16 protein-coding genes and 1 riboswitch are annotated in these 24,817 nt (G+C 58.7%); of the genes, 10 read left to right on the plus strand and 6 right to left on the minus strand.

Going from position 1 to position 24,817, the window contains the following annotated elements:
- Positions 1-29 precede the first annotated feature (29 nt).
- From NA78x_RS18240 to NA78x_RS18260, 5 genes are all read left to right on the plus strand, one after another.
- A complete protein-coding gene (locus NA78x_RS18240; protein ID WP_425613802.1) occupies positions 30-3,188 on the plus strand; it encodes a PQQ-dependent sugar dehydrogenase in 3,159 nt (1,052 codons plus the stop codon).
- 91 nt (positions 3,189-3,279) lie between these two features.
- Entirely contained in the window at positions 3,280-3,819 is a 540-nt protein-coding gene (locus tag NA78x_RS18245; RefSeq protein ID WP_425613803.1) for an RNA polymerase sigma factor, read from the plus strand.
- Entirely contained in the window at positions 3,816-4,514 is a 699-nt protein-coding gene (locus tag NA78x_RS18250) for a hypothetical protein (protein ID WP_425613804.1), read from the plus strand. The genes NA78x_RS18245 and NA78x_RS18250 overlap by 4 nt, the downstream gene beginning before the upstream one ends.
- Positions 4,515-4,621: 107 nt before the next feature.
- A complete protein-coding gene (locus NA78x_RS18255; protein WP_425613805.1) occupies positions 4,622-6,037 on the plus strand; it encodes a PDZ domain-containing protein in 1,416 nt (471 codons plus the stop codon).
- 296 nt (positions 6,038-6,333) lie between these two features.
- The gene (locus NA78x_RS18260) at positions 6,334-7,209 is read left to right on the plus strand and encodes a hypothetical protein (RefSeq protein ID WP_425613806.1); all 876 of its coding nucleotides are present in this window, start codon (positions 6,334-6,336) and stop codon (positions 7,207-7,209) included.
- Positions 7,210-7,263: 54 nt separating this feature from the next.
- On the opposite strand, the gene NA78x_RS18265 is transcribed toward NA78x_RS18260, so the two are convergent.
- Together NA78x_RS18265 and NA78x_RS18270 are read right to left on the minus strand one after the other, a co-directional pair.
- Positions 7,264-7,749 carry a DinB family protein gene (locus NA78x_RS18265; RefSeq protein ID WP_425613807.1) on the minus strand — a complete coding sequence of 162 codons (486 nt, stop codon included), beginning with the start codon at positions 7,747-7,749 and terminating at the stop codon, positions 7,264-7,266.
- 26 nt (positions 7,750-7,775) lie between these two features.
- Entirely contained in the window at positions 7,776-8,300 is a 525-nt protein-coding gene (locus NA78x_RS18270; protein WP_425613808.1) for a hypothetical protein, read from the minus strand.
- Between the two features lie 205 nt (positions 8,301-8,505).
- Between NA78x_RS18270 and glgX the strand changes: the two genes are divergently transcribed.
- Positions 8,506-10,752, plus strand: a complete 2,247-nt coding sequence (glgX, locus tag NA78x_RS18275; RefSeq protein ID WP_425613809.1) for a glycogen debranching protein GlgX — start codon at positions 8,506-8,508, stop codon at positions 10,750-10,752.
- Between the two features lie 37 nt (positions 10,753-10,789).
- Here glgX and prfB read toward each other — a convergent pair.
- Positions 10,790-11,927 (minus strand): peptide chain release factor 2 gene (gene prfB, locus NA78x_RS18280; RefSeq protein ID WP_425613810.1). Its coding sequence is split into 2 segments (ribosomal slippage): positions 10,790-11,857 and positions 11,859-11,927, totalling 1,137 coding nucleotides; the frame shifts between segments, so codons are not numbered across the junction.
- 370 nt (positions 11,928-12,297) lie between these two features.
- On the opposite strand from prfB, the gene NA78x_RS18285 reads away from it, so the two are divergent.
- A complete protein-coding gene (locus NA78x_RS18285; protein ID WP_425613811.1) occupies positions 12,298-13,416 on the plus strand; it encodes a heavy metal-binding domain-containing protein in 1,119 nt (372 codons plus the stop codon).
- A gap of 415 nt (positions 13,417-13,831) precedes the next feature.
- The gene (locus NA78x_RS18290; protein ID WP_425613812.1) at positions 13,832-15,232 is read left to right on the plus strand and encodes a hypothetical protein; all 1,401 of its coding nucleotides are present in this window, start codon (positions 13,832-13,834) and stop codon (positions 15,230-15,232) included.
- Positions 15,233-15,398: 166 nt separating this feature from the next.
- Here the strand turns inward: NA78x_RS18290 and NA78x_RS18295 are convergent, their stop codons facing one another.
- A complete protein-coding gene (locus NA78x_RS18295) occupies positions 15,399-16,415 on the minus strand; it encodes a hypothetical protein (RefSeq protein WP_425613813.1) in 1,017 nt (338 codons plus the stop codon).
- 410 nt (positions 16,416-16,825) lie between these two features.
- Between NA78x_RS18295 and NA78x_RS18300 the strand changes: the two genes are divergently transcribed.
- A complete protein-coding gene (locus tag NA78x_RS18300) occupies positions 16,826-18,349 on the plus strand; it encodes a GGDEF domain-containing protein (RefSeq protein WP_425613814.1) in 1,524 nt (507 codons plus the stop codon).
- On the opposite strand, the gene NA78x_RS18305 is transcribed toward NA78x_RS18300, so the two are convergent.
- Both NA78x_RS18305 and NA78x_RS18310 read right to left on the minus strand, forming a co-directional pair.
- Positions 18,350-19,831 (minus strand): M81 family metallopeptidase, encoded by a 1,482-nt coding sequence (locus tag NA78x_RS18305; RefSeq protein ID WP_425613815.1) that lies wholly within the window; start codon positions 19,829-19,831, stop codon positions 18,350-18,352.
- A 34-nt stretch (positions 19,832-19,865) separates the two neighbouring features.
- Positions 19,866-21,269: a PQQ-binding-like beta-propeller repeat protein gene (locus tag NA78x_RS18310; RefSeq protein WP_425613816.1), complete on the minus strand. Its 1,404-nt coding sequence runs from the start codon at positions 21,267-21,269 to the stop codon at positions 19,866-19,868.
- A gap of 214 nt (positions 21,270-21,483) precedes the next feature.
- Positions 21,484-21,735: riboswitch (cobalamin riboswitch) on the plus strand.
- A 251-nt stretch (positions 21,736-21,986) separates the two neighbouring features.
- Between NA78x_RS18310 and NA78x_RS18315 the strand changes: the two genes are divergently transcribed.
- Complete coding sequence (locus tag NA78x_RS18315) at positions 21,987-24,812, plus strand: ribonucleoside-diphosphate reductase subunit alpha (RefSeq protein WP_425613817.1); 2,826 nt, start codon at positions 21,987-21,989, stop codon at positions 24,810-24,812.
- The last annotated feature ends 5 nt before the right edge of the window (positions 24,813-24,817 follow it).

The raw sequence follows: 24,817 nt of genomic DNA on the forward strand, positions 1-24,817 counted from the left end.
CCCCACCGCACACTGCTGAGGTTTCGCCGATGCGTCTGCTCGCTCGTAGCTTTGCCGTTTGGTTGCTTGTTTTTTTGGTTCAGTCGTTGCCCGCGCAAGAGAAGAAAGATCCCGCGAAGGAAGCGGAGCCGGCGAAAGTGGAGCAACCCTTCAAGCTGCCGGGCAAAGAGTTCAACTGCCGCTTTACCGAGCAGAAGATCGAGATCGATGGCCTCGGCACCGATGCTGCCTGGGAGACCGCGGAAACGATCGACGCTTTTCATCTTCCCTGGCTCGGCGACAAGGCGCGGGCCAGTCGCACGGGCACGAAGGCCAAATTGCTCTGGGACCGCGACTACTTCTACTTCTATGCCGAGATGGAAGATCACGATCTGTATGCCGACGTGAAGGAGAAGGATGGCCTGCTCTGGAACAACGATGTTTTCGAGCTGTTTTTTAAGCCAGCTGAGGACAAGCCCGGTTACTACGAATTTCAAGTGAATGCGGCTGGTGCCACGCTCGATATGTTCTTGCCGCGGCGTGGTGCTGGCGGCTATGCCCGCTACAAGGACGATGGCAAGTTCGATTTTCCCGCCAAGGTCAAGCTAAAGGGCTCGCTCAATCGTTGGACCGATCAGGATGAAGGCTGGGCTGTTGAAGGTCGCCTGGCGTGGGGCGATTTTCTCCGCACGGGCGGCCGCCCCGAACCGAACGAGACTTGGAAGTTTGCCCTCTGCCGCTACGACTACTCCGTCGATTTCGAAGGGCCCGAACTCTCGACCGTCGCACCACTAAAGCAAGCCAATTTTCATTCTTACGAAGACTACGCCACGCTCAAGTTCGCGGGTCCCCAGCAAGAGCCGGCGGGCAAGAAGCTGGGGATCGATCCGGGCAAGTTCAAACCCCTGACGACCTCCAAAGTCTTCGGCTCGCCCGATCCGCCGCTGCCGTATCGGACGGTGAAGGCTTATCCCAAGTTGCCGATGACGTTTCCCATCGGCGCGAAACGAATTCCCGGCAGCGACACGATGCTGGTGATTGCCCAGAACAAGTCGTACGGTCCGTCAGCGCTCAATAAGTTTCAGGACAATCCTGAAACGACGGAGATGACGGAGTATCTGCCCATTCCCGGCAATGGCACCGCCTACGGCCTGGATTTTCATCCCAAGTTTGCCGAGAACGGCTACGTGTACCTCGGTTGGAATGGCGCGCTCGACAAAGGAAAGAAACATTGTCGCGTGACTCGCTACAAACTCGATCCCCAGCCGCCGCACGCGATCGATCCGGCTTCGGCGCTCGAGATCATCGCCTGGGAGAGCGACGGCCATAACGGTGCCGATGTGACCTTCGGCAACGACGGCTATCTGTATATCACCAGTGGCGACGGTACCAGCGACAGCGATACGAACCTTGCCGGGCAAACCACCGACACGCTGCTGTCGAAAGTGCTGCGGATCGATGTCGATCATCCGGCAGGTGACAAGCAGTATTCGATTCCCAAAGACAATCCGTTCGTCACGCGTCCCGAGTTTCGCGCCGAGACCTACGCCTACGGCCTGCGCAACCCATGGCGGATCACTTGCGATCCGGTTACCGGGCACATCTGGGTGGGGAACAACGGTCAGGATCTGTGGGAGCAGGTCTACTTTGTCAAACCGGGCGATAACTATGGCTGGAGCGTGTATGAAGGTGGCAACATCTTCTACGCCGAGCGCAAGTTGGGCCCCGATCCCTACGTGAAGCCGACCGCCGAGCATCATCACAATGAAGCGCGCTCGCTGACGGGTGGCGTCGTGTATCACGGCAGCAAGCACGCCGATTTGAAGGGCGCGTACATCTATGGGGATCACTCCACCGGCCGCATTTGGGCCATCAAGCACGATGGCCAAAAAGTGCTCTGGCACAAATTGATTGCTGACACGGCTTTCAACATTACGGGCTTCGCGCTCGATCGTCATGGCGAACTGCTGGTGCTCGATCATCGCAGCAACGGCGAAGGGGGCATGTATCACCTGGAGCCCATTCCCGCCGAAACATCGCCGCCCAAGTTCCCCCGCAAGTTGAGCGAAAGTGGCATCTTTAAGGACGTAGCCAAGCATTCGATGGCCGACGGCGTGGTTCCCTACTCGGTGAACTCGCCCCTGTGGTCCGACGGCGCTCACAAAGAACGCTTCATCGCGATCCCGGCTATCGAAGGTCGCGATATGCAGATCGAATTTACGACCGGCCGCAGTTGGAAGTTTCCCGATGACACCCTGCTGGTGAAATCGTTCGCGGTCGAAACCACCCCCGGCGATCCTTCCTCGCGGCAATGGGTCGAAACGCGCTTCATGGTCAAGCAGCAAGGGGAATGGGCCGGCTACTCGTATCGCTGGAATGCCGATCAGACCGATGCTGAACTAGTGGCCGCCGAAGGAGCCGATCAAGCGTATGAGATTCGCGTGCCGCGCTCGCGCGAGAATCCTACCGGCCTCAAGCAGCAGACGTGGCACTATCCCAGCCGGACCGAGTGCATGGTCTGTCACAGTCGCGCGGCGAACTTCGTCCTCGGCCTGAGCGAAGCGCAGATGAATCGTGAGCACGACTACGGCGGCGTGGTCGATCATCAGTTCCGCGTGCTGGAGCGTTTAGGTCTGCTCAAGATCACAACTGGCAACGACGCCACGACGCGGTTTCGTGAGCAGTTGAAAAAAGAAGGACTCGCCGACAAAGACATTAATGAGCACTTTCGCAAATCGAGCGACGCGAACATGCAGCGGGCAGCCAAGCCAACGCAGTCGCTGTTTGTGAAAGAGATCGACACCTACAAGAAACTGCCGAATCCTTACGACGAGACGTTGCCGGTAGATACTCGCGCGCGGTCGTACTTGCAGGCGAATTGCTCGCACTGCCACATCGAAGCTGGCGGCGGCAACTCACAAATGCAACTCGAGTTCGGCACCGAACTCATCAAGATGAAGCTGGTTGGCGAAAAGCCGCTGCATCACAAGTTCGACATCAAAGACCCGCTGCTGGTCGCCCCCGGCGAACCCGACCGCAGTGTACTGTTGCACCGCTTGGCAAAACGCGGCGAGAAGAGTGGGCAGATGCCGCAGCTAGCAACGTCGATCGTGGACGAAGCGGCCGTAAAGCTCTTTCGGGCGTGGATTGCTGAAGTGAAGCAGCCCGAACCACCCAAAGTCGAGCCCAAACCGGAGCCTGCCAAGTAGTTGCGAAATTTCCAGTCTTCCCCCGCAAGACTCTCCGCCCAGCGGTAACAATAAGAGCGATCCATTTTTTCGCTGACCGCGGACAGCAACCTTGGAAACCACGCTCGCTCCCATCGACTGGCAAGCGGCGCTGGCGGTTCACGACCGCTGGCTGCGCACGGTCGTCCTTGCGCGCCTGCACGAGCCTCAAGCGGTCGACGACGTGATGCAAGAGGTCGCCCTGGCTGCGGTGCGGCAAGCGGCTCCGCTGGCCGATGTCGCCAAGCTGGCCCCCTGGCTGTATCAACTGGCGGTGCGACAGTCGCTGTTGTATCGCCGCAAATGCGGCCGACGACGACGATTGCTCGATGGTGTCTTTCAGCAAACGGACGAGACAAACTTTGTGGCCGATGCCCAGCCCGTGTACTGGCTGATTGCGGGCGAGCGACAACAACTGGTGCGTCGAGCCCTGCATTTGCTCCCCGCGCGCGATTCGCAGATTTTGCTGCTGAAGTACACGGAAGATTGGAACTATCACCAGATTGCCACACATCTTGGCTGTAGTCATTCCGCGGTTGAAACGCGCTTGCATCGTGCCCGCGGACGCCTGCGCACAGCCTTGCTGCAATTGAATTCGGAGCTTGTCACATGAGCGACTCCACCATGCAACTGAATGCCCAGACTTTCGACCGCCTCGTCGATGGCGAACTCTCGCAGCACGAGTATCGGCAGCTGCTATTGGCGCTCGAACAACAGCCCCATGCCTGGCGACAATGCGCGGAAGCATTCTTGGAAGCCCAAGCGTGGCGGCGCGACTTCGAAAGCGTTCGCACCGCGCCTGCGCGCAAGGTGCCGGAGCCTGTGACCACGCCCGCCAAACGTCACTGGCTGGAACAAGATTGGCTGCGAATGCTGCTGGTTGCGGCGGCCAGTTTTCTGTTGGCGTTTATGAGTGCGCAGGCCTATTGGCAAATGAAAGCAAGCTCGCTCGTTGCTCCACAACCCGAGCAAGTAGTGCAGGCCCCTGCGCCGGCTGCTGAGTCGCCGCCCGCGCCAACGAGTGTCACCTATCGGCCCGTTAGCAGTGTGAATCTGGCGGTGAATCGTGAGGGGCAAGAAAATGCGCAAGTGCTGCAGGTGCCGGTCTTCGATCCGAAGGCGGCCAGCGATCTGCTGAGCAATTCTCGCCCAGCGCTCCCCGACGATCTGCTGATTTCGTTGACGGCCGAAGGGCATCAAGTAGATCGACAACGCAAACTGGTGCCCGTGCAGTTGGATGACGGTCGCCAGATGATGCTGCCCGTCGAAGGCTACCGGATTGTCCCCGTCAGCCGGCCGACTTACTAAATTTCCGCAAGACAGTTTGCCCAGCGGCAACTAGTGATTTCATGAGTCGCAGGTTTAACGAGCGACTGAAGCAAACACGGATGGACATTTTTCTGAGGAGCAATTTGATGAAGTACACTCGCCTGTGGACCGCCAGCATGTTGGCAGTGGTCATTGCCGCACCAGCGACCTTTGCACAAGAGAAAGAAGCCATCGAGGTTCGCGTTCGCGCGATTGCCGGACCTGATGGCAAATTGGAAGTGGTCGAAGAAAAAATCGTCGGCCCTGAAGAAACGAAGGGGACCGAAGAAGCGCAGACCAAGTCGACGGGCAAAGCCGAAGGCAAGGCAGGAGCCGTTCGCGCCGGAGTGATCAAGCTTTATCAGCGCGCGGCCGAGAAGGTTGCCGGGAAACTCGCCGAAGTCAGCGAAGCCGGCGAGGCCGCTGATGTCAGCGGCGAAGAACTCCCTACCAGTGATTATTGGATTGGTGTGCAGCTGGAGCCGCTGCCCGATCAGCTGCGCAAGCATCTGCCGCTCAAATATGGTGTGCTCGTCTCGCGCGTCTTCGAGGATAGTCCGGCGGCGAAAGCAGACGTGCAAGCGGACGACATCTTGCTGCAAGCCGACGAAATCCGGCTCGAAGCACCAGCGTCGCTCATTAAGGCAGTCGATGCCGCCAAATTGCACGAAATGAAAGTGATCCTGCTCCGCGAAGGGAAGGAAGTCAAAGCATCCATCAAGCCCGTGAAACGCGAAGAGGCCAAGGAACGCCTGACAGAAGTCGCTCCCAACGATCCTGGTCGTTTGGCTCGGCTCCGCAGCGCTCAGCAGCAGTTCGAAAAGGCCTTGGAAGCATTGCGGGCCGAGACTGCCGGAGCAAATGAAGCCAATACAATCGACCTGATGATGGTTCGTCCCGGTGCGTTCGTCTATGGCGCGTCGGGGGCCAAGCTGCCCGACGATGTGAAAGTTCAAATCACGCGCCAGGGAGATAGCCCTGCAAAGGTGCGTGTCGAGCGGGGCGATAAATCTTGGGATGTGACCGCCGACAAGCTGGATGGCCTGCCAAAGGAACTGCGGCCTCATGTCGAAGCGATGCTCTTCGGCATGCCTGCCATCGCACACTTCACACCCGCCGAACACGCCAATCGGATCTTCACCACGCGTGTTCAGGGCTTTGCTCCCGGTACGGTGTTCGATCCATCGACAATGACCCAACGTGCCGTCCCCAGTACGGCAGCGGTACCGAGCGTGACGGTAACCAAGCCGGTTCCGGGAATGGCCGGCGTGTATCAAGCCCTGCCACACCAGCTGGCTCAGGCCAAACCGGCTCAGGCATTGTCACTTAACCGCGGGGCAGCTTGGACCGTCGAAACGTCACAAGCAGGCTTGGAATCGAAGGTTGACCAGATTCTGAAGAAGCTCGATTCGCTCGGTAGTTCCGATCTGGAAGAGATGAAAAAAGAGCTTAAGGCGCTGCGTAAGGAAGTGAACGAACTGCGCGAGAAGAATAAGGACGCAGAGTCGACCAAGAAGGAATAATTTCTCGCCGATAATCGACCGCGCCGCGGCACCATTTCGGGGGCTGCGGCTGTGACCTAAGGTCGGTGCCGACAAGCACCTGCGAGTGCTAGCGACACCTTATCCCCTTCCCGATTGATACCACCCGAATCGCTCAAGTGCTTATTCAGCCTACGACTGTCGAAATGCGGCTTCCTGACTCTGGGCGCGCTGCCACTTCGTGATAGGTTGAGCCCTTCGATTTTCTCTCTGCTCGCCGCGTGTGCAACTGCGGCGAGCCTTCGTTTGGGCAAGCCTTGCGAGAAGGATGTACGCGCGTGGAACAGCTGGATGCAACGGAGCAATCCGCGACGAATGGAACACCCACTCAACCCGAGATGCTGACGGCGGAACTGGTTGCCGCCTCGCAACCGTTTGTCGGGCAGTGGAATCGACTGGTCAGCACGACCAACTGGGACAAGGGGCGCATCATTCTCGAATGGCGCCAGGCTCTGCTCGCGCAAGAGGCCATCGTCACCGAGTATTCGGACGAAGCTTGGGGTCGGCTGGTTGGTGGCGTCACCGGCCAGCATGTCGGTCGCTTGCGCCGCGTCTATCAGCGGTTCGGGGCATCGCAGCAAGAATACGCCGGCTTGTTCTGGAGCCATTTTCAAGCGGCCCTCGATTGGACCGATGCAGAAATGTGGCTGGAAGGTGCCGTACAGCAGAACTGGTCGGTCTCGCGGATGCGCGAGCAGCGCTGGGAAACGCTCGGTGCCGTCGCTGCCGATAAACCAAACAGCGCAGACGTCGTGGCGAACGAGAAGGACGAAGACTTCGAGCCCGCCCGCAATCAACCGCCGGAAATCTCGGCCAAGTACGAAGACGTCAACGCCAATGTCTCTGGACCGCGGCACGAAGGTTCCGACTTTGGTGATGAACCCTCGGGAGGCTCGCAGAATCGCAGTGACTTCGCCGATCGTGACATTTCCGGCTCAGAATCCAAGCCCGAACCGATCGATCTTGTCCGGCCCTTCGCCAACTTGCCCGAAATGCCCGACGATCTCACCGATGCCCTCGAGCAATTCAAGCTCGCGATTCTGCATCACAAGACCGATGGCTGGAAGCAAGTGTCACTCGATGATGTGATCCACTCGCTCGAAGCGCTGAAGGTGCTGGCCACCGCGCCATCGCCCGAGAATGCCCCGTTCTAGATTTCGGCCTTAAACCGGGAGGGCGAGGCTCTTCGCCCTCCCAAAGTCGTAACTCTACTTGCCCGCTTTGTACAAATTCAGCGTGATGTGGGACTGCCCCTGATGGTGTCCTTCGTGCCAGGCGAGAATGTGTAGCACGTCGTAGAACGAGAGCTTGCGTTCGGCAAGCGCGGGCGGCATCCAGGTAAGCGTGCTGTCGTCGAACGTCTTCAGCGTAGCCAATAGGTGCTCGCGACTTTCAGTCAGCACTTTGCGAATCTCAGCAGCCGTCGGCACATTATCGTCCGGCGTACTGCCTCCTTTGAAGCGTGGCACTAGCTCGGCATACGCGGCCTTCTTGTCGGTCAATCGCTCGGTGGCAAACAGTTCTTCCGTGATGCCGATGTGCATCAGTTGCCAACCGATATGCGCGCGGCCAGGACCGGGGCGATAAGAAAGCGCTTGCTGCGCGTCGCCTTCCTGCTCAATCTTGTCGAGCAGACCCAGGGTGCGAGTGCGGTTGAATTGCATGGCCTTCAGGAGCGTTTCAACAATCGACATAGTTCTCTTTCTTCCAGTGGAACAGGTTACTCAACTTCCGTGATCATCGCTGCAGCTCGGCGGTCTTCGATCTTTTCGAGCTCCAGATCGGCTTCTTCGGCCGTTTTGCGTCCATAGGCAACCTCCAGCATCAGGGTGGCTTCGTCCGAGAGTCCAATTCGCTGGGCAAGCTCCATCGCGCGGTGATAACTGGCCCGCGATACGAGCGGAATGTAATAAGTTCCCCAAAAGCCGGCCATCGAAAGCGCGGCGAGGCTGCCCAAGGCAATCGCTCTCCCCGTTTGCTTTTCGGCGATCGTGACGATGCAGCCAATCACTCCAATCACAAAACCGATGAAGAGTGCCGCACGCAGCCAGGCAACCAGAATGCTTTTGAAGCTGATGGGAATCGAAACACCACGAAATTCGTCGCCGTGCTCTTCGAGAATGAAATAGGTCCCCGTGGGGACCAGCGGGACGTAGTTGACGTGAAAGAACTGTGTGGAGATGTAGCCAATGCGTGGCACCTCGTCCACTTTGCCCATCAGCTTGGTTCCGAAATGAATGGCCACTGCGTATGCTCCCAGTTCGACTCGCTCGCTGCCATTGTAGCTCCGCTGCGCGAGTGGCACAGCCCGACCTGCACACCTCTGCCCCTCGTCTTGCGAGCGTGAACCGCTACAATCGCATAGATATTTGCACGCAAGCATCCCTCAGCTGGCTCTCTCCGCTGGCATCATATAGAGCGGGCCGCAAGGCCTCAGTTAGGACGACCTCATGCGAGTTTGGCCAGGACAACCGTATCCACTGGGAGCGACTTGGGATGGCCGCGGAGTCAACTTCGCGCTCTTCTCCGAAAACGCCACCAAGGTCGAGCTCTGCCTGTTCGCTTCCGTGAAGGGCAAGGGCGAGTCGCATCGCATCACTCTCCCCGAGCAGACCGACATGGTCTGGCACGGCTACTTTCCGGAAGTGTTGCCGCGCCAGCTTTACGGCTATCGCGTGCATGGCCCGTACGAGCCGCACAACGGCCATCGCTTCAACCCGAACAAAGTGCTGCTCGATCCGTACGCCCGCGCGCTAGGCCGCACGACGAAGTGGCACGATGCGAACTTTGGCTACGAGATCGGTCACGCCGAAGGCGATCTTTCGTTCGATGCCCGCGATAATGCGCAGTACGCTCCGCTGGGCGTCGTTGTCGATCCGGCCTTTACCTGGGGCGCCGATGCTCCGCCGCGCACACCGTGGCATCGTACCGTCATTTACGAAGCGCACGTTACCGGCCTCACCAAGCTGCATCCGCTGGTGCCAGAAAAACAGCGAGGCACTTACGCGGGCATCGCCAGCGAGCCGGTCATCCGCCATTTGAAAGAACTGGGCGTCACTGCGATCGAACTGCTGCCGGTGCATCATCATCTGGAAGATCGTCACCTGCTCGAAAAAGGGCTGTCGAATTACTGGGGCTACAACACGCTCGGTTTCTTTGCGACGGAAGCTTCATACTCCAGCAGTCGCGGCAGTTCCGCCGTGCGCGAGTTCAAATCGATGGTGCGGGCCCTGCACTCTGCGAACATCGAGGTGATTCTCGACGTGGTTTATAACCACACGGCCGAAGGAAACCAGATGGGCCCGACGCTGTCGCTACGCGGCATCGACAACGCGTCCTACTATCGCACCGTCGGTGATAACCAGCGTTACTACATGGACTACACAGGCTGCGGCAACACGCTCAACATGCGTCATCCGCGCGTGTTGCAGCTGATTATGGACAGCTTGCGCTATTGGGTGCTGGAGATGCACGTCGACGGCTTCCGCTTCGATCTGGCGAGCACGCTCGCCCGCGAACTGCACGAAGTCGACAAGCTGGGCGCGTTCTTCGACATCATTCACCAAGACCCAATCCTGTCGCAAGTAAAGCTCATCGCCGAACCTTGGGATCTCGGCGAAGGTGGTTACCAGGTGGGTAACTTTCCCGCGTTGTGGACCGAGTGGAACGGTAAGTATCGCGATTGCGTTCGCCGCTTTTGGCGCGGCGACGGTGGCACGGTGAATGAATTTGCCACGCGTTTGGCCGGCAGTGCCGACTTGTACGGCCACAGCGGACGAAAGCCCTACGCAAGCATCAACTTTGTCACCTGCCACGACGGTTTCACGCTGCAAGATCTCGTCAGCTACAACGAGAAGCACAATCAGGCCAACGGCGAAGACAATCGCGACGGCGCCAACGACAACGAAAGCTGGAACTGCGGTGCCGAAGGGCCCACCGAAGATCCCGAAATCAACGCCCTGCGCGAACAGCAAAAGCGAAACATCATGGCCACGTTGCTCCTGTCGCAAGGCGTGCCGATGATCCTGGCTGGCGATGAATTGGGGCACACCCAAAATGGCAACAACAACACCTACTGCCAAGACAACGAATTGAATTGGCTGAATTGGGACTTGAACGACGAACAGAAGAAGTTCCTCGATACCGTGCGGCAGGCGGTTCGCCTGCATTCGGAGCAACCCGTGCTGCGCCGGCGAACCTTCTTCCGCGGCCGCCCCCTGCGTGGTTCAGAAATCAAGGACATCACGTTCTTCGACACCGTCGGCAACGAAATGTCCGATCAGGACTGGAACGCCGGTTTCGTCCGTACCCTCGCCCTGCGTTTAGCGGGCGATGCCATTCCGGAAACCGACGAACAGGGCAATCCTATTTTCGGCGATACCTTGCTGCTCCTCTTCAATGCGCATTCCGAGCCCATTGGCTTCCAGTTGCCACCACGGGCCAGCAACAGCACGCCTTGGGAAATCGTCCTGTACACTTCCACCACGGTTCCCGAAGCGGTCTCGACACCCGAATCGGAACCCAAGTTGACCATTCCGGCCCGCAGCATGTCGGTGCTGCGAACCGCGCGCATTCCGGTCGAACCGATTGGAATTCCCGCTGCGACGGTGCCGATTCCGATTCCGCTCGCGGATGTAACACCTGCAATTGAACCGGTCATTCCCGAACCGCCATCGACACCGGCGCCTTCGGCGTAAAGCTGCCGGTCAGAGGTCAGAAGACGAGGGCAGGAGCCTAATCATCGTCTTCGTGACTCTCGCCGACATCTTCCCCGCCCATCTTCATTCGCCAGCGCAGGTACGAGTCGATAAAGCCCTGGATGTTCCCATCCAGTACTTGATGAAAATTGTTAATCAAGAAACCAGTGCGCTGATCCTTCACGCGCTGGTCGGGATGCAAAAAGTAGTTGCGAATCTGCGAGCCAAAGCCCACCTTCGATTTCGCCTTGTACTGCAGATCTTTATCGGCCTCGCGTTTCTCATCAGCCAGCCGCGCTAAGCGGGCAAGCATCATTTTTCGCGCGAGCGCGCGGTTCTGATGCTGGCTCCGTTCGTTTTGGCATTTCACAACAATGCCCGATTCGAAGTGCGTCAGGCGAATCGCGCTTTCGGTCTTATTGACGTGCTGGCCACCCGCACCGCCGGCCCGCATCGTTTCTTCGCGCACGTCCTTTGCCCAATCGACCACAATCTCGGATTCGTCGTTGATTTCCGGCGAAACATCGACGGCCGCGAAGCTTGTTTGTCGCTTTGCTTCCGAGTTGAACGGGCTGATTCGCACCAGCCGATGAATGCCGTTCTCTCCCTTGAGAAAGCCATAGGCCATCGGTCCGCGAATCGCCACGGTCGCGCTATTGATGCCCGCCTGGTCGTTATCGAGCCGATCGAGCACGGTGAACTCGAAGCCGACCTTGGCGGCGTACTGCATGTACATGCGCAGCAGCATCTCGGCCCAATCGTTGGCGTCGGTGCCACCATCGCGCGCGTAGATGCTCATGATCGCGTTGGACGAATCGTGCGGACCATTCAGCAGGGCCTTTAATTCGAGATCGTCGACCAGCGTTTCGAGTTCGCCGATCTCAGTCCCAATTTCGCCCGCCAGGCTCTCGTCGGATTCAGCCATTTCCAGCAGGCCAGGCAGGTCCTCCGTCCCTTTCACTGTGCGTTGCAAGGGCTTGGTTACCGCCAGCAGGGCCTTCAGCTGCCCCATGGTATCGCGGGCCTTGTCTTGGTTATTCCAGAAGTCGGCGGCGCTCATCCGCGCTTCAATCTCGGCTACTTTTCTCAGCTTGTTGTCGTAGTCAAAGACTGTCTCGAAGTTGACCGACCCGGAGCTGCAGCGTTTCAACGCGGTTGTACCATTCAGATTCCATGATGCGTGGGCAATCTCTGCTGAGTGAATGAAGTTGGACCTTCCCAATATTAGCCGTGAGCGCGGCGAGAGGCGAGGGGCGGCACGTCAGAGCAATCCTCTTTAAACGCCACCGCCCCTGCGGCGGTGGTTCATTGGCTTTTGCGCTACCAACGGCCCGCCCTTTATTGCCAGCATTGCAGATCGAAGCGAAACGAACTCCAATTCTCCCAGCTCAAAGACGAATAACTGCCGTATTGCGACTGCACGACAGCCGGGGCCACCCTGCAGCTAGTGCAAAAGCCAATGAACCCCCAGGACAGGCCCGGGGGCGTGTGTATCGTGTTGTCCCCCTTCTCCCGGTCCCCCAACCTCTAACCCCGATCCGCCCCATGCTCATCACCGGCTTATCTGGCAACGAACTATACTGTCTCGCGCAAAAAGGCTGGGCTCCCGGCGGCATCGTCGTCGGCAACAGCGTGCAGTCTCTCGGCTTCGTCGGCAGTTTGTCGAGCAGCTTCAAAACGCTCTCGGGGGGCGAGATCGAGAATCTCACGCAGTTGATTACCGAAGGTCGGCACGCAGCACTCGCGCGCATGGAGCAAGAGGCGAAAGCCAAGCAGGCGGGCGGAATCACCGGCGTGATGTCGGACCTGAAGCAGATTGGCGGCATGCAGGAATTCATTGCCGTGGGCTCGGCTGTCGAATCGACTCGCTCGAACCTGCCCTTCTTCACGTCCGCCTGTACGGGGCAAGATCTTTACTGCCAACTCGATGCCGGCTACGAGCCGCGCCACTTTGTGATGGGCAATATTGCCTACGCGATGGGTGTCGGACGAGGCATCATGGGCGCGCTGCGCGGTATGGCGGGCGGTGAAGTAAAGGAGTACTCGCAGATGTACAACCACACGCGCCATTTGGCTCTGCAACGGCTGGAACAAGAGGCAGCGGCCTGCGGCGCGAATGCCGTCGTCGATATTCATACCAAAATTCTGTCCTTCGGCGTCGGTGCCCGCGAAATGCTGATGGTGGGTACCGCCTCGGTGAATCACGCGCTGCATAAATACGACCGCCCGGTGACCTCCGAACTCACCGGCGAAGAACTCTGGAATCTCGCGCAGTTGGGTTATCAACCGCTGCGGTTGCTGCTGGGCACGAGCGTCTATTCCATCGGCATTTCGCAAGGTATTGGCGCCATTTTCAGTGGCCTCTCACGGGGCGAAGTGAATGCCGTGACTCGCTTGATTTACGAAGCCCGCGAAAACTGCCTTGGCCACATTCATCGCGAAGCGACCGACATCAAAGCCGATGCCGTGATTGGCACCAAGCTGTTCATTCACGAAATCGGCGCCAGCATGGTCGAGGTGCTCGCCATCGGCACTGCCGTGGTCCGCAACAGCGATGTCAAAACCGCAACCGAAATGCTCCTTCCCCAGGCGATCATCCGTGACCGCGATACCTTCATCGACGCCACCCTCCAGCCCATGTCGAAACAACTCGACCGGCAATAGCTCTTGCTGAGAGCCGCACTTCGGGCTCCAGAAGATTTTCTTGAAAAAGTACTTGCGAATGAATCAACCGGGCGAGATATTGGTTCGTATGTGCGCACTATGTCGTGCGCAGTTGGTTAGTACTTGATCGGTAGTGCGAGGGTGAGAAGGTAGGTTTTCTTGGTTAACCGAGCCGCTGGCGGCCGTTGAATGGACGTTGGGTCGCTAGTTGCTGGCAGAGTTTTCGCACAGTTGTTGCAAAGTTCAGCCCCTCACCCCGACCCTCTCCCCGGAGTACCGAGGAGAGGGAGTGGGGACGGGGGGAGCGGCCGCAAGGGCTCGGTTAACCAGGGAAATAGATATGCGCTTTCAGGCATTTGTCTCCCCCTCTCCCTCACTCCCACTCTCCCCCTCTTTCTTCGCCGGAGTTCGAAACATGAGCAAGAAAAAGAAAACAAACAGCATCTTCCGCGCGCCGAAGCCGAGGGATCTGGAGATCTACGAGCGATGCTCGACGCATGGGGTCTCGCAGCGGATGGTGGCGGCGGAGTTTGGAATCTCGCAGCCTGCGGTGAGCAAGATTTTTCACAAGCTGCAGCGTTGGGAAGGTGAGCCGGAGCTAACGACGAATCGCGAGACGGAGCACAAGAGCGAGCAGGGGCGGATCCAGCGATTGCACATGCTGACGCGGCAGCACAAGCGACGGTTGGACATGGGGTACTCGCAAATGTGCGAGAAGTGGCGGGAGTCGCAAAAGGCTGCGGGAACCATTAAAGACCGCGTTTTTAAGGGCGAATTGATGAAGGAGTCGACCATCAAGACGCGCGACGGCAATCCGCGGTTTCTCAACGATGCGATTCGCATGAGCGAGAAGATGCTGAAGTTCGAAGGGATCAAACTCGATGGGACGGTCGACTTCGAGACGAAGAATCGGCTGCCCGAAGAACCTGAGATGACATACGACGAGCGGATGGCCGAGCAGCGGAAGTGGATCGACGCGGCGCTGCCGGAAGTGGAGAAGTGGGAAGCGAAGGAAAGGGAGAAGGAAGAACGCAGAATGCAGAATGAAGCAGGAATGCGCGTCGACGCAGCGGCTGCTGCTGCATTGGCTCCCTCACCTTGGTACTCAGGGGAGAGAGTCCAAGTGAGGGGCGAGCGCTGGGAAAGTGGTCTGGGTTCAGAGGAGAGTTTGCGAACGGGCAGCGCGATGTTTCCGGTTGCTAGTGCACAAGCCGTTGAACCCCCGGGGCAGGCCCGGGGGCGGAAGGAAGAAGGCCGAGGGCGGGAAGATGTCTTCAGCACGTCCGCAAGTGGTTATCAAACGGTTATCACCGAAGGCGGAAGATTGCCGGAAATAACGGCTATGAAATCGTGCGAAGTCGTGGATACAGTAGAGGATAGCGACGACGTGGTTATCGCTGAAACTATCGACGAAAAAGTTATCAAAACGGAGGCAAAGATCGAGCGAGTTGGCAACGCGATGTTGCCGGGCGGTAGTGCAAAAGCCGTTGAACCCCCGGGGCAGGCCCGGGGGCGGGAAGAGGAAGGACGGGGGCGGGTAGGAGAAGAGACGAGGAAGGAAGAAGGGCAAGGCAAAAGCTCTCCCTCTTCCTGTCCTACGATCGAATTCCTGCGGTCGACGGCGCCGGCGTTTACGACGGAGCGGCATCCTTCAGCGCCGGAGAACTACACGCCGAAGCCGGGCTCGGCGTTCAGCGTGGATGCACGCGGCAGGTTAGTGCAAGAGGCGGAGGGTTTTCGCCGGCTGGTACCGAGGAACTGGATCGAACCGCCGCCGAGTAAGTTTCCGGTGCAAACGGTGGAGGAGAGCTTTTGAGTGCGGAGTGGAAGGCAGGGAGAGTTCGCGAGCGGGTCGGGCGATGTTGCCAGGCGGTAGTGCAAAAGCCAATAAACCCCCGCCGCAGGGGCGGGGGCGGAAGGAAAACGCGGAAGTAGGAAAACGCAGGGGAAGTGGCGGGTAGCGCAGGAGATGGGCGATGAACTTACAGACCCGAGATCTTCAGCAGCGCGCCGGCTTTGCCGGTTTCGCCTTCTTTGTTTGTGCCAACGATGGTCACGTAGGCGGTGCCGTCGTCGGCAAAGGTGATGGCTGTGGGCTTATCGAGCTTGGTGAGCTTGGTGGCCTTGATGCTCTGGGTGCCACCCTTGTTTTCGCGGTCCAAACGGAAGAGGCCAGCTTCGCTGGGTTCCATCCAGGCGAAATCGGTGGCATAGAGCAAGCCGGTCTTCGGGGCATAAGCGAGGCCCGTGATATCGAACAGGCCGGTTTCGAGGTTCAGCAACTTCTTGCCGGTCTTGGCCGAGTAGAAGGTGAGCAGACCATCTTTGGGCTTGTTGATTTCGCCCATCTGGCCGACCACGATTTGCCCCTCGGCATTGATGGTGATGGCGACGGGAGCGTCGACTTCGACTTGTTCCTTGGTGGCGATCGAGCGTTCGAGCTTGCCGAACTTGGTGCCGTTGCGTTCGATCTTGGCGACCCAGCCCTTGGTATCGTCGCCATTGCAGGTGACGTAGATGGCGGTTGGCGTGGCAGCCAGTCCGTACAAGTTGCCTTCAGGCTTTACATCGCCATCGGCAGCCAGGGGGCCGATCTTTTCTTTGGCGTCTTTATCGAAATCGAGAGCCGCTTTGCCAGCTTCCGGAACGGTGTAGACGCGGACGTATTCTTCGCCGTCTTTGAAGCCGCCGTCACCGACGACGAGCGTGTTCTTGTCGAGGAAGATCAATCCCAAGGGTCCGATATCGTACATCGGTCCCTTGCCGTAGATGTCCTTGGGCGAACCGACGATCACGTCTTCGGCCTTGCCATTCACAATCCGAATTACTTTGCCCGCGCCGCTGTCCGAAACGAACACGTGGCCGGTTTCTGGTTGAATCGCCACGCCGCAGGGGTTATTCAAACCGCTGACGATGGTCTCGGTCTTTACTTCGGCAGATGCCAAGGCGGCAATCAGCCACGCAGCACATCCCAGAGCCACAGCTGTCAATTTCTTCATCGCAAACTCCTCGTATCGTGTAGTGAACTCAACTGTTCGGGCAGTTTTTTGGGAAGGCCAGACTCGTGCTCAGCCGAGGTCGTTGAGTCAACGCCATGGCTCGGCAGGAACCTCGCCTTCCCGATTCGATTCGCTCTTAATAGAACGCTCGAAGCCCGTCAAAACAAGTGACGCGCGGGTCGTGCAGACCGGATGGCGCGATCGTAGCGATCATTCGTACGCATACGACTGGAGGAGGTTTGCCGATTGGGGTGTCCATTTGTTCTTTCATCGCCGGCAATTCGAGAGGATGCGGGCGCGAACACGCCGCGTAGGGGGTGATTCCCTCTACCCTGTTTGACACTCGCTGCTGGCAACGTAGCTCTAAGTGGTGAATTTGCAGACCTTTTCATGTCTGCGATTGTTCGTACTTGTCACTTCGAAGCATTCCGCTCATGGTCGTGTGGGTCATTATCGCCGTCGTCGCCCTAGCGCTAGTCTCTGCACTAGCGTTCACTGGGTGGCGATTGCGCGCGGCCTTTGTGATTCACGAGGAAGAAGCCGGCACGCAGCAAGCAGCAAAAGAAACGCTCGGCAAACTGCGAGAGTTGGCCGGACGCGTGGCCCAGCAAGTGGACGAGCATTCGCATAAAGTCGAAGAGATCAGCGACGAGCTAGCCTCGCTCGACAAGCCCGATGAAGCCGATGTGCTGGTGACCGTCAACAAGCTGATTGACGTCAACGAGCAAATGAAGGCTCAGCTGCAAGCGGCCGAAGATCGCCTGCAGGCGCAGGCTCGACAGATTGAGTCGCATGCCGTCGAGGCCCGCACCGATCCGCTGACGCAAGTGGCCAACCGCCGCGCATTAGAAGATGAACTGCGCCGCTGCGTCGATGACTATCAGCAACGTGGGCGCCCCTTGTCGGTGATGATCATCGACGTCGACAATTTCAAAAAGTTCAACGACTCGCACGGTCACCAGGCCGGCGATGAAATCTTGCGCGGCGTGGCCCGTGTGCTGCGGCAATCAACGGCCGAAGCGAACCTCGTCGCTCGCTACGGCGGTGAAGAGTTTGCCATCGTCTTTCCCGGGGCAACCTTTGGCGCTGCTCGTGAAACAGCCGAGAAGGCACGCCTGGCGATTGCCTCGGCTCGCTTTCGTTACGAAGGTCGCGAGCTGCGCGTGACGGCCAGCGCTGGCCTCGCTGAGCTGGTCATCGGCGAAACGGAAGCATCGCTGGTGAAACGTGCCGACGAAGCGCTGTACGCCTCAAAACATGCGGGCCGTAACTGCGGCCACTTCAACGATGGCTTTGCCAATCACCCGATCAAGCTCGAAAACACGCGGGCACCTTCGACGCCCGCCAAGACTGGCAAGCCCGTCGTTGGCGACGAATGGCTGTACGAGACGGTCGCGCAAGAGATTGCCGAAGACGATCCCGCTGCGCAAGTTTCCAGCAGGCCGATCTTCTTCGACAACATGATCGAGCGGCTCTCGATTTTGAAGAAGCTGCCGAAGACGAAGCTCTCGCTGTTGCTCGTGCAGCTCGACGGGTTGGAGAAGATTCGCAACGAGCATGGCGTTTCGGCTGGCTCGATTGTCGTGCGCGTGGCGGCCCAGATCTTTAAAGCAAGCTTGCGCGATCTCGACCAGATCTCGAGACTCGAAGACAACACGTTCTCGATTCTGCTGCCAGGCATTCAAGGAACCGACGCGCTCGATATCGCCCAGCGAATTCAAGCAGCTGTCAGTCGCTATCCGCTGCCGAAGCGGGCAGGCGTGACGCGCGTCTCGGTGGCTATTGGAGTGGCCGAAGCCAGTCACGCAGATGATCTGCAGGCCGTTCTGCGTCGCGCTCGCAAAGCGCTCGATGCGGCGATGCTGCACCCCGGGCAACGACTGTTTGGCATCACCGCGCAGGATGGGCCGATGCGGGCGTCCAATGAAGAGTAGTTACGGCGACCATTCAAAATCGCGTTCGAGCGGATAGAGCGGCCGGCGACGATGCTGGTAGGCGAATGATTCGAGGTCTGCTGATGTGCAGCCGGGCGTGTTCACCTTCACGAAGCTCTTGCACACTTCGCGATAAGCGGCGAGCGGCGCGTTCACTCCCTTGGCGACGAGCAATTTGAACTTGGCCGGTTCGATGCCGAAGGTCGTGATCTGCTTCAAGCTGAAGGGGGGCACACGACGAGCGGTAAGCATGATGGTCAGGCCACGGGCGGTGCGAACGACGGCTGTCGCTCCCTGATCCATCTTGGTGAAGCCACCGTGACGAGCTTGCGTTTCTTCGAACTTGCCGTCGTAGAGTCCAAGCACTTCGACTTCGGCAACGAGGGGCGACCCATGGAGAGAATCGGTCTTGCCGCCCATCGAGATCGACAGCTTGGCACCGATGCCTGCAGTCGTGCATTGTTCCACTGCCGCAGGATCGTAGAGACAGACAAAGGAATCAGCGAGGCCTCGTTCGTGGATCGCCTGGGCGAGCAAGGTTCCATCGGCCGGTGAACCGCCACCGACGTTGTCGCCCATATCGAGCAAGCAGACCGGGCCGGGCAATTGCGTGGCTTGGTTGAGTGCCTGCTCGATGTTGATGAGGTGGCCCTCGAAATCCTGGCGATGATCCCACAAGTAGCCGGCCAGTTGATTCGCCAGTTGCTGGGCCAGTGCCTGATTGTTGTTCGTGACCACAATGAACGCAGTTCCCAGTTCGGCCACATCGGCATAGGGGAAGCCGAGCATGATGCTGTTGGTCAGCACCTGGTCGTCGTTCAGCTGATCATCGGCCAGTTTGTAGAGCGAGTAGCAAGGCTCGTCGTGAGTGCATTGCCGCTCGATGTTAATGGCCATCGGCGGGAACGCTGCCGCCATCGTTGGCTGTAGCTCGCCCTTCACCGTGCGGATCATCAGCCGGGCAGCATCGATGCCGCGGGCCCGTTGATCAAGATGCGGATTGGTGCGATAGGCGATGAAGGCATCGCAGGCGTCGATCATTTTCTGGGAGAGATTGCCGTGAGGATCGAGTGTGCCGATGATCGGCAGATCGGCCCGCGAGAGGCGGCGTAGTTCGCTGAGCCAATGGCCGTCAAAATCGGGCCACGGTTCACTGACCGTCGCTCCATGCGGCGCGACGAGCAGGCCGTCGAGCGGCCCGGCCGCTTCGTAGGCAGCGAACATGCGATTGAGCAGCTCCTCGGCCGTAGCTCGCTCGATGCGGCCAAAGGGAAACGCCCGGGCGGCGAAGATGGGAACCACTTCTACGCCCGCGTCGTCGAGGACATGAAACATGCCGCCCACTTCGTGCTGCGTTCCCGCTAACCGCGTGCGGACCTCTTCGCCCGTCGCCAGCAAGTCCTGCTCAAAGTGCTGCAGCGTCGTCGGCTGCGAGATGAAGGTATTCGACTCCTGCAGCAGCGCGATGATTCCGATTCGCATGACAGCCCCGACTCTCCGTATTCGCTGTGAGAGACTACTTGCCCACACAGTACAAAAACTTGTCACTTCGAATGAGCAGCCTGGAGCCATCCACGGCGGGACTCGCATTAAAAATGCTGCGGTCGTTGAGATCGTTCACGGCGAGTTGCTTGAACTCAGGCTTGGCTTCCAGCACAAAGCACTTTCCTTCGCGCGTGAGATAGTACACACGACCTTCGGCCAGTACGGCCGAAGCATAAACCTGACCGGCCCGCTCCAAGCGTTCTTCGTAGGTCACTTCACCGGTTTCGACCTTCGCACAATAAGCCACGCCCCGCTGTTCGTGCATCCAGTACAAATGCTTGTCCAGATAGACGGGCGAAGTCACATTCGAGCCCTTGATGCTCGTCCACAGGCGGTGCGTATCGGTGACGTCGCCGCTGCCGCCCGCCTTCACCGCCAGCGCGGCATTGCCCGATCGACCACCGAGTACATACACGACGCCATCGTTGGCAATCACGCTGGGCACCATGTACCAGCCAATGTCGGTGTCGCAGTTCCACAGCGGTTCGCCCGTTTCGGGATTGAAGGCCAGCACCTTTCCCTTCTTGGTGACGATCAATTCGGTGCGGCCGGAAGGGGCTTGGACAATGACCGGCGTATTCCAAGCGTCCTCAATCTTCTTCTGTTGCCACTTCACTTCGCCAGTCTTGCGATCGAGGGCATAGAGCGACTCGCTCTCGACGCTGGCGTTGATGAACAGCAGGTCTTTGTAGATCACGGGCGAAGACGACGAACCCCATTTGTGCGTGCTCTCACCGACGTCGCGGCGCCAGACTTCGTTGCCTTCGTGATTGAAGGCAATTACGCCCGTCTTGCCGAAGAAGCAATAGATTCGCTCGCTATCGGCGGCCGGCGTGCTCGCCGCGAAACCGTGATCGCGAATGCTGTCTTCCTCGGGCAACTTGGCGGCGACCTTTTGTTCCCAGATCAAACTGCCGTCGCTCTTCTTCAGGCAGAGCAGGTGACGCTTGAGATTGGCCTTGTCACCTTTCTCGCCGGGTACAAAGAAGCCCGAGTAACACGTGATGTAGATGCGATCGCCAAAGACGATGGGGCTCGACGCGCCCGGTCCCGGCATTTCAATCTTCCAAGCGAGGTTCTCGTCCTTGCTCCACTTCAGCGGCAAGCCGGTGGCCTCGGTCGTACCCATGCCACTCGGCCCGCGAAAGTTGGCCCAGTTCGCATCGGAAGAAGCAGCGTTGAACGATGTGAGTTGAACGTCTCGATTTGCCGGACTCTTGCTGCTTTCGCCTGCCGGAACTGGCTTGGCAGATTCCGCTTCACGAGGCTGCGACGTATCGGCAGGCTTGTCTTGCACCATCGGTGGAGGTGAACAACCGGTGATTAGAGTACCGATGAAGAGTGTGAGAATCGCGAGTACGCAGCGTCGCTTCATGGGAGGTAGCCCGTTTGTCTGGTGAGGTCAAAGGTCTGGCGCAGCTGATTCTAACGATCAAAATCGAGCTAGGGAAACTTATATCGCCGGGTAAAGCAGGCATACTCCTTTGGTTCTAACGACTAGAACTTCACACTGGGCAAGCCCTGCGGCCCTCTTCCCGGCAACTTCATAAAATCTATACGTTGTGGTTGACGGACTTCGATAGCACGATATCATGGGCCTCGTTGCTGGTTGGCTCTGAACGCTCAGAGCCTCGATAAGAGGGAACGCCGGTGAGAAACCGGGACTGCCCCGCAGCGGTAAGTGGAAACGACCGCCATCAACAGCACTGAGGTCTTTACCCGGAGCATGGACTGCCTCCATCTTCGCGCACGACCTTGGGAAGCGATGGCCAGTAGGTTGAACGAAGCAATTTGTTCATTCGTCCACAAGTCCGAAGACCTGCCAGCGACTGAGCAGCGGCTTTACCCATGACAGCCGGTTACTGTCGGGCCGTGTACGCTCATCCGCCGTTACCTTCTCGGGGAAGGTCGGTCGAGGAAAGCTGGCCCATTGCCAGATTTGGCGAGTTCCTGCGCGCACGCATCGGCCATTTGATTGCCGACTGAGCTTGCGCGCTCGAAGCTCTCGCCCCTCGATCTTCCGTCTCGAGACGTTCTCGGCGAGCCCCACGACGCGTATCGCAGGGATACGCACGCACAGGAGTCTTGCGAGATGTTGCTTGCCCCGCACGAATGGCTGGTACGGAAACGTGATGCCCGGGTTACCCCGTTTGATCTTGGCCGCATTCAAAACGCGATCGCGAATGCCTTTCGCGCCGAACTTCGTCTGGCCGATGGCCAGCCCCTTGATACCGACTTGATGCACGAGATCGCTGCAGTCGCGCAATCGGTGGCTGACGACGTTGGTCCTCTGGCCAGTCACGCGAACGGCGTCGATGTCGAGCGAATCCAAGATCTGGTCGAAATGGGGCTGATGTCGCGCGGGCACTATCGCGTGGCCCGCACCTACATCATCTATCGCGCGGAACATGCCAAGATTCGTGCCTTGCGCGGGGAAGAAGCGCTCGTCGAAGCTCCCACGACCATTCACGTGGTGCTCGACGATGGCTCGCGCGTTCCCTTCGATCAGCGGCGCGCTCGCAAGCGTCTGGCAGAAGCCGCCCGGGGACTGGAAGACGTCGTCAACGTCGACGAACTGCTCGAAGAAGTCATTCGCTCGGTCTTCGACGGTATCTCGGTTGCCGAAATCTACCGCGCACAGATTCTCGCCTCACGCTCGCGCATCGAACGCGATCCCGCGTTTGATATCGTCGCCTCGCGACTCACGCTCAACGTCATCTACCGGGAAGCGTTCGGCGAAACACCCGACGCAAAAAACCTGCAGCGAGTCCACGAGAACCAGTTCGAGCACTACATCATCGACGGCATTCGCGCCGGCCGCTTGTCGACGGAACTACGCGAGTTCAACCTCACCAAGCTCGCCGCGGCCATGAAGCCCGAGCGTGATGGCCAGTTCCGCTACCTGGGCGTGCAAGCGATTTACGATCGCTATCTGCTGCACATCGACGGCCGCCGCATCGAAACGCCGCAATACTTCTGGATGCGTGTCGCGATGGGCCTCGCGATGCAAGAAGAGCATCGCGAAGACCGCGCGATCGAATTCTACGAAGTACTGTCGAGCTTCAACTTTACTTCGGCCACTCCCACTCTGTTTAACAGTGGTACGCCGCATCCTCAGCTTAGCTCGTGCTATTTGAGCACCGTAAGCGACGATCTGGCTAATATCTTCAAGGCTGTTTCCGACAACGCGATGCTCTCGAAGTGGGCCGGCGGTTTGGGGAACGACTGGACTAACGTGCGTGCGACCAATTCGCACATCAAGGGCACGAACGGTCGCAGCCAGGGTGTGATTCCCTTTTTGAAGGTCGTCAACGACGCCGCCGTCGCCGTGAATCAAGGTGGCAAGCGCAAGGGTGCCGTCTGCTCGTACCTCGAGACGTGGCACCTCGATATCGAGGAGTTTCTCGATCTACGAAAGAACACGGGAGACGATCGCCGCCGTACGCACGACATGCACACGGCCAACTGGATTCCCGACTTGTTCCTCAAGCGGGTCAAGCAGAACGCCGAATGGACCCTCTTCAGCCCCGACGAGGTCAGTGACCTGCACGACCTGTTCGGCCGTGCGTTCGAAGAACGCTACGAGCAGTACGAGCGGATGGCTGATGCCGGCGAAGTGCAACTCTTCCGTCGCATTCCCGCCGCTGATCTGTGGCGCAAGATGCTGACGCGATTGTTCGAGACCGGGCATCCCTGGATCACCTTTAAGGATCCGTCGAATGTTCGTTCGCCACAGGATCACGTCGGCGTCGTACATAGCAGCAATCTTTGCACCGAGATTCTGCTCAACACGTCCGAAACGGAAACCGCCGTTTGCAATCTGGGCTCGGTGAACCTTGGCAACCATATTACCGACGGCAAGCTCGACCTGGTGAAGTTGCAAGCGACGATCACCCGCGCGGTGCGGATGCTCGATAACGTCATTGACATCAATTACTATCCCACGCCCGAGGCTCGCACCTCGAACCTGCGTCATCGGCCGATTGGCCTGGGGATCATGGGTTTTCAAGACGCCCTGCATGCCCTCGGCATCAGCTACGCCAGCGAAGCGGCCGTCGCGTTCGCGGACGAAAGCATGGAAGCCATTTCGTACTATGCCCTGTCAGCTTCGGCTCAGCTGGCTGCCGAACGAGGTCAATACCCGACCTACGTTGGCTCGAAGTGGGATCGCGGCTTGCTGCCAATCGACACAGTCGATGTGCTTGAGCGAGAACGGGGCGACGCAGTCCTGGTCAACCGAGCCTGCTCGCTCGATTGGCAACCCGTTCGCGAGGCGATTGCCAAGCACGGCATGCGCAACAGCAACGTCCTAGCCATTGCTCCGACGGCAACGATCTCGACGATCATCGGCGTCACGCAATCGATCGAGCCCGAATACAAACTGCTCTACGTAAAGAGCAATCTTTCGGGCGAATTCACGCAGGTGAACGAAGTGCTGGTGGCGGAATTGAAACGCCGCGGTCTGTGGGACGCCCAGATGCTGGAAGAGATCAAGTACTACGATGGCTCGCTGCAGAACATCGGTCGCATCCCGCTGGATTTGCGAGTCCGCTTTCTCACCTCGTTCGAGATCGATCCCAAGTGGCTCATCGAATGCGCGGCACGTCGCCAGAAGTGGATCGATCAAGGTCAGTCGCTGAACCTGTACCTGGCCGAACCAAGTGGCCGCAAGTTGCACGACATGTACTTGCTCGCCTGGTCGAAGGGACTCAAGACGACTTACTACCTGCGCACGCTCGCCGCGACTCAGGTGGAGAAGTCGACGGTCGACGTCAACCGCTTTGGCATCCAGCCCAAATGGATGAAGAACCGCAGTGCCTCAAGCGACGTCGAAGTTCGCCGCGAAGGAGAACTCACTGCCGACACCGGCCCTAAGCAGTGCCTCATCACCGACCCAACCTGCGAAGCGTGCCAGTAACTTCC

The organism is Anatilimnocola aquadivae, from assembly GCF_049819085.1.
Taxonomy (GTDB): Bacteria; Planctomycetota; Planctomycetia; order Pirellulales; family Pirellulaceae; genus Anatilimnocola.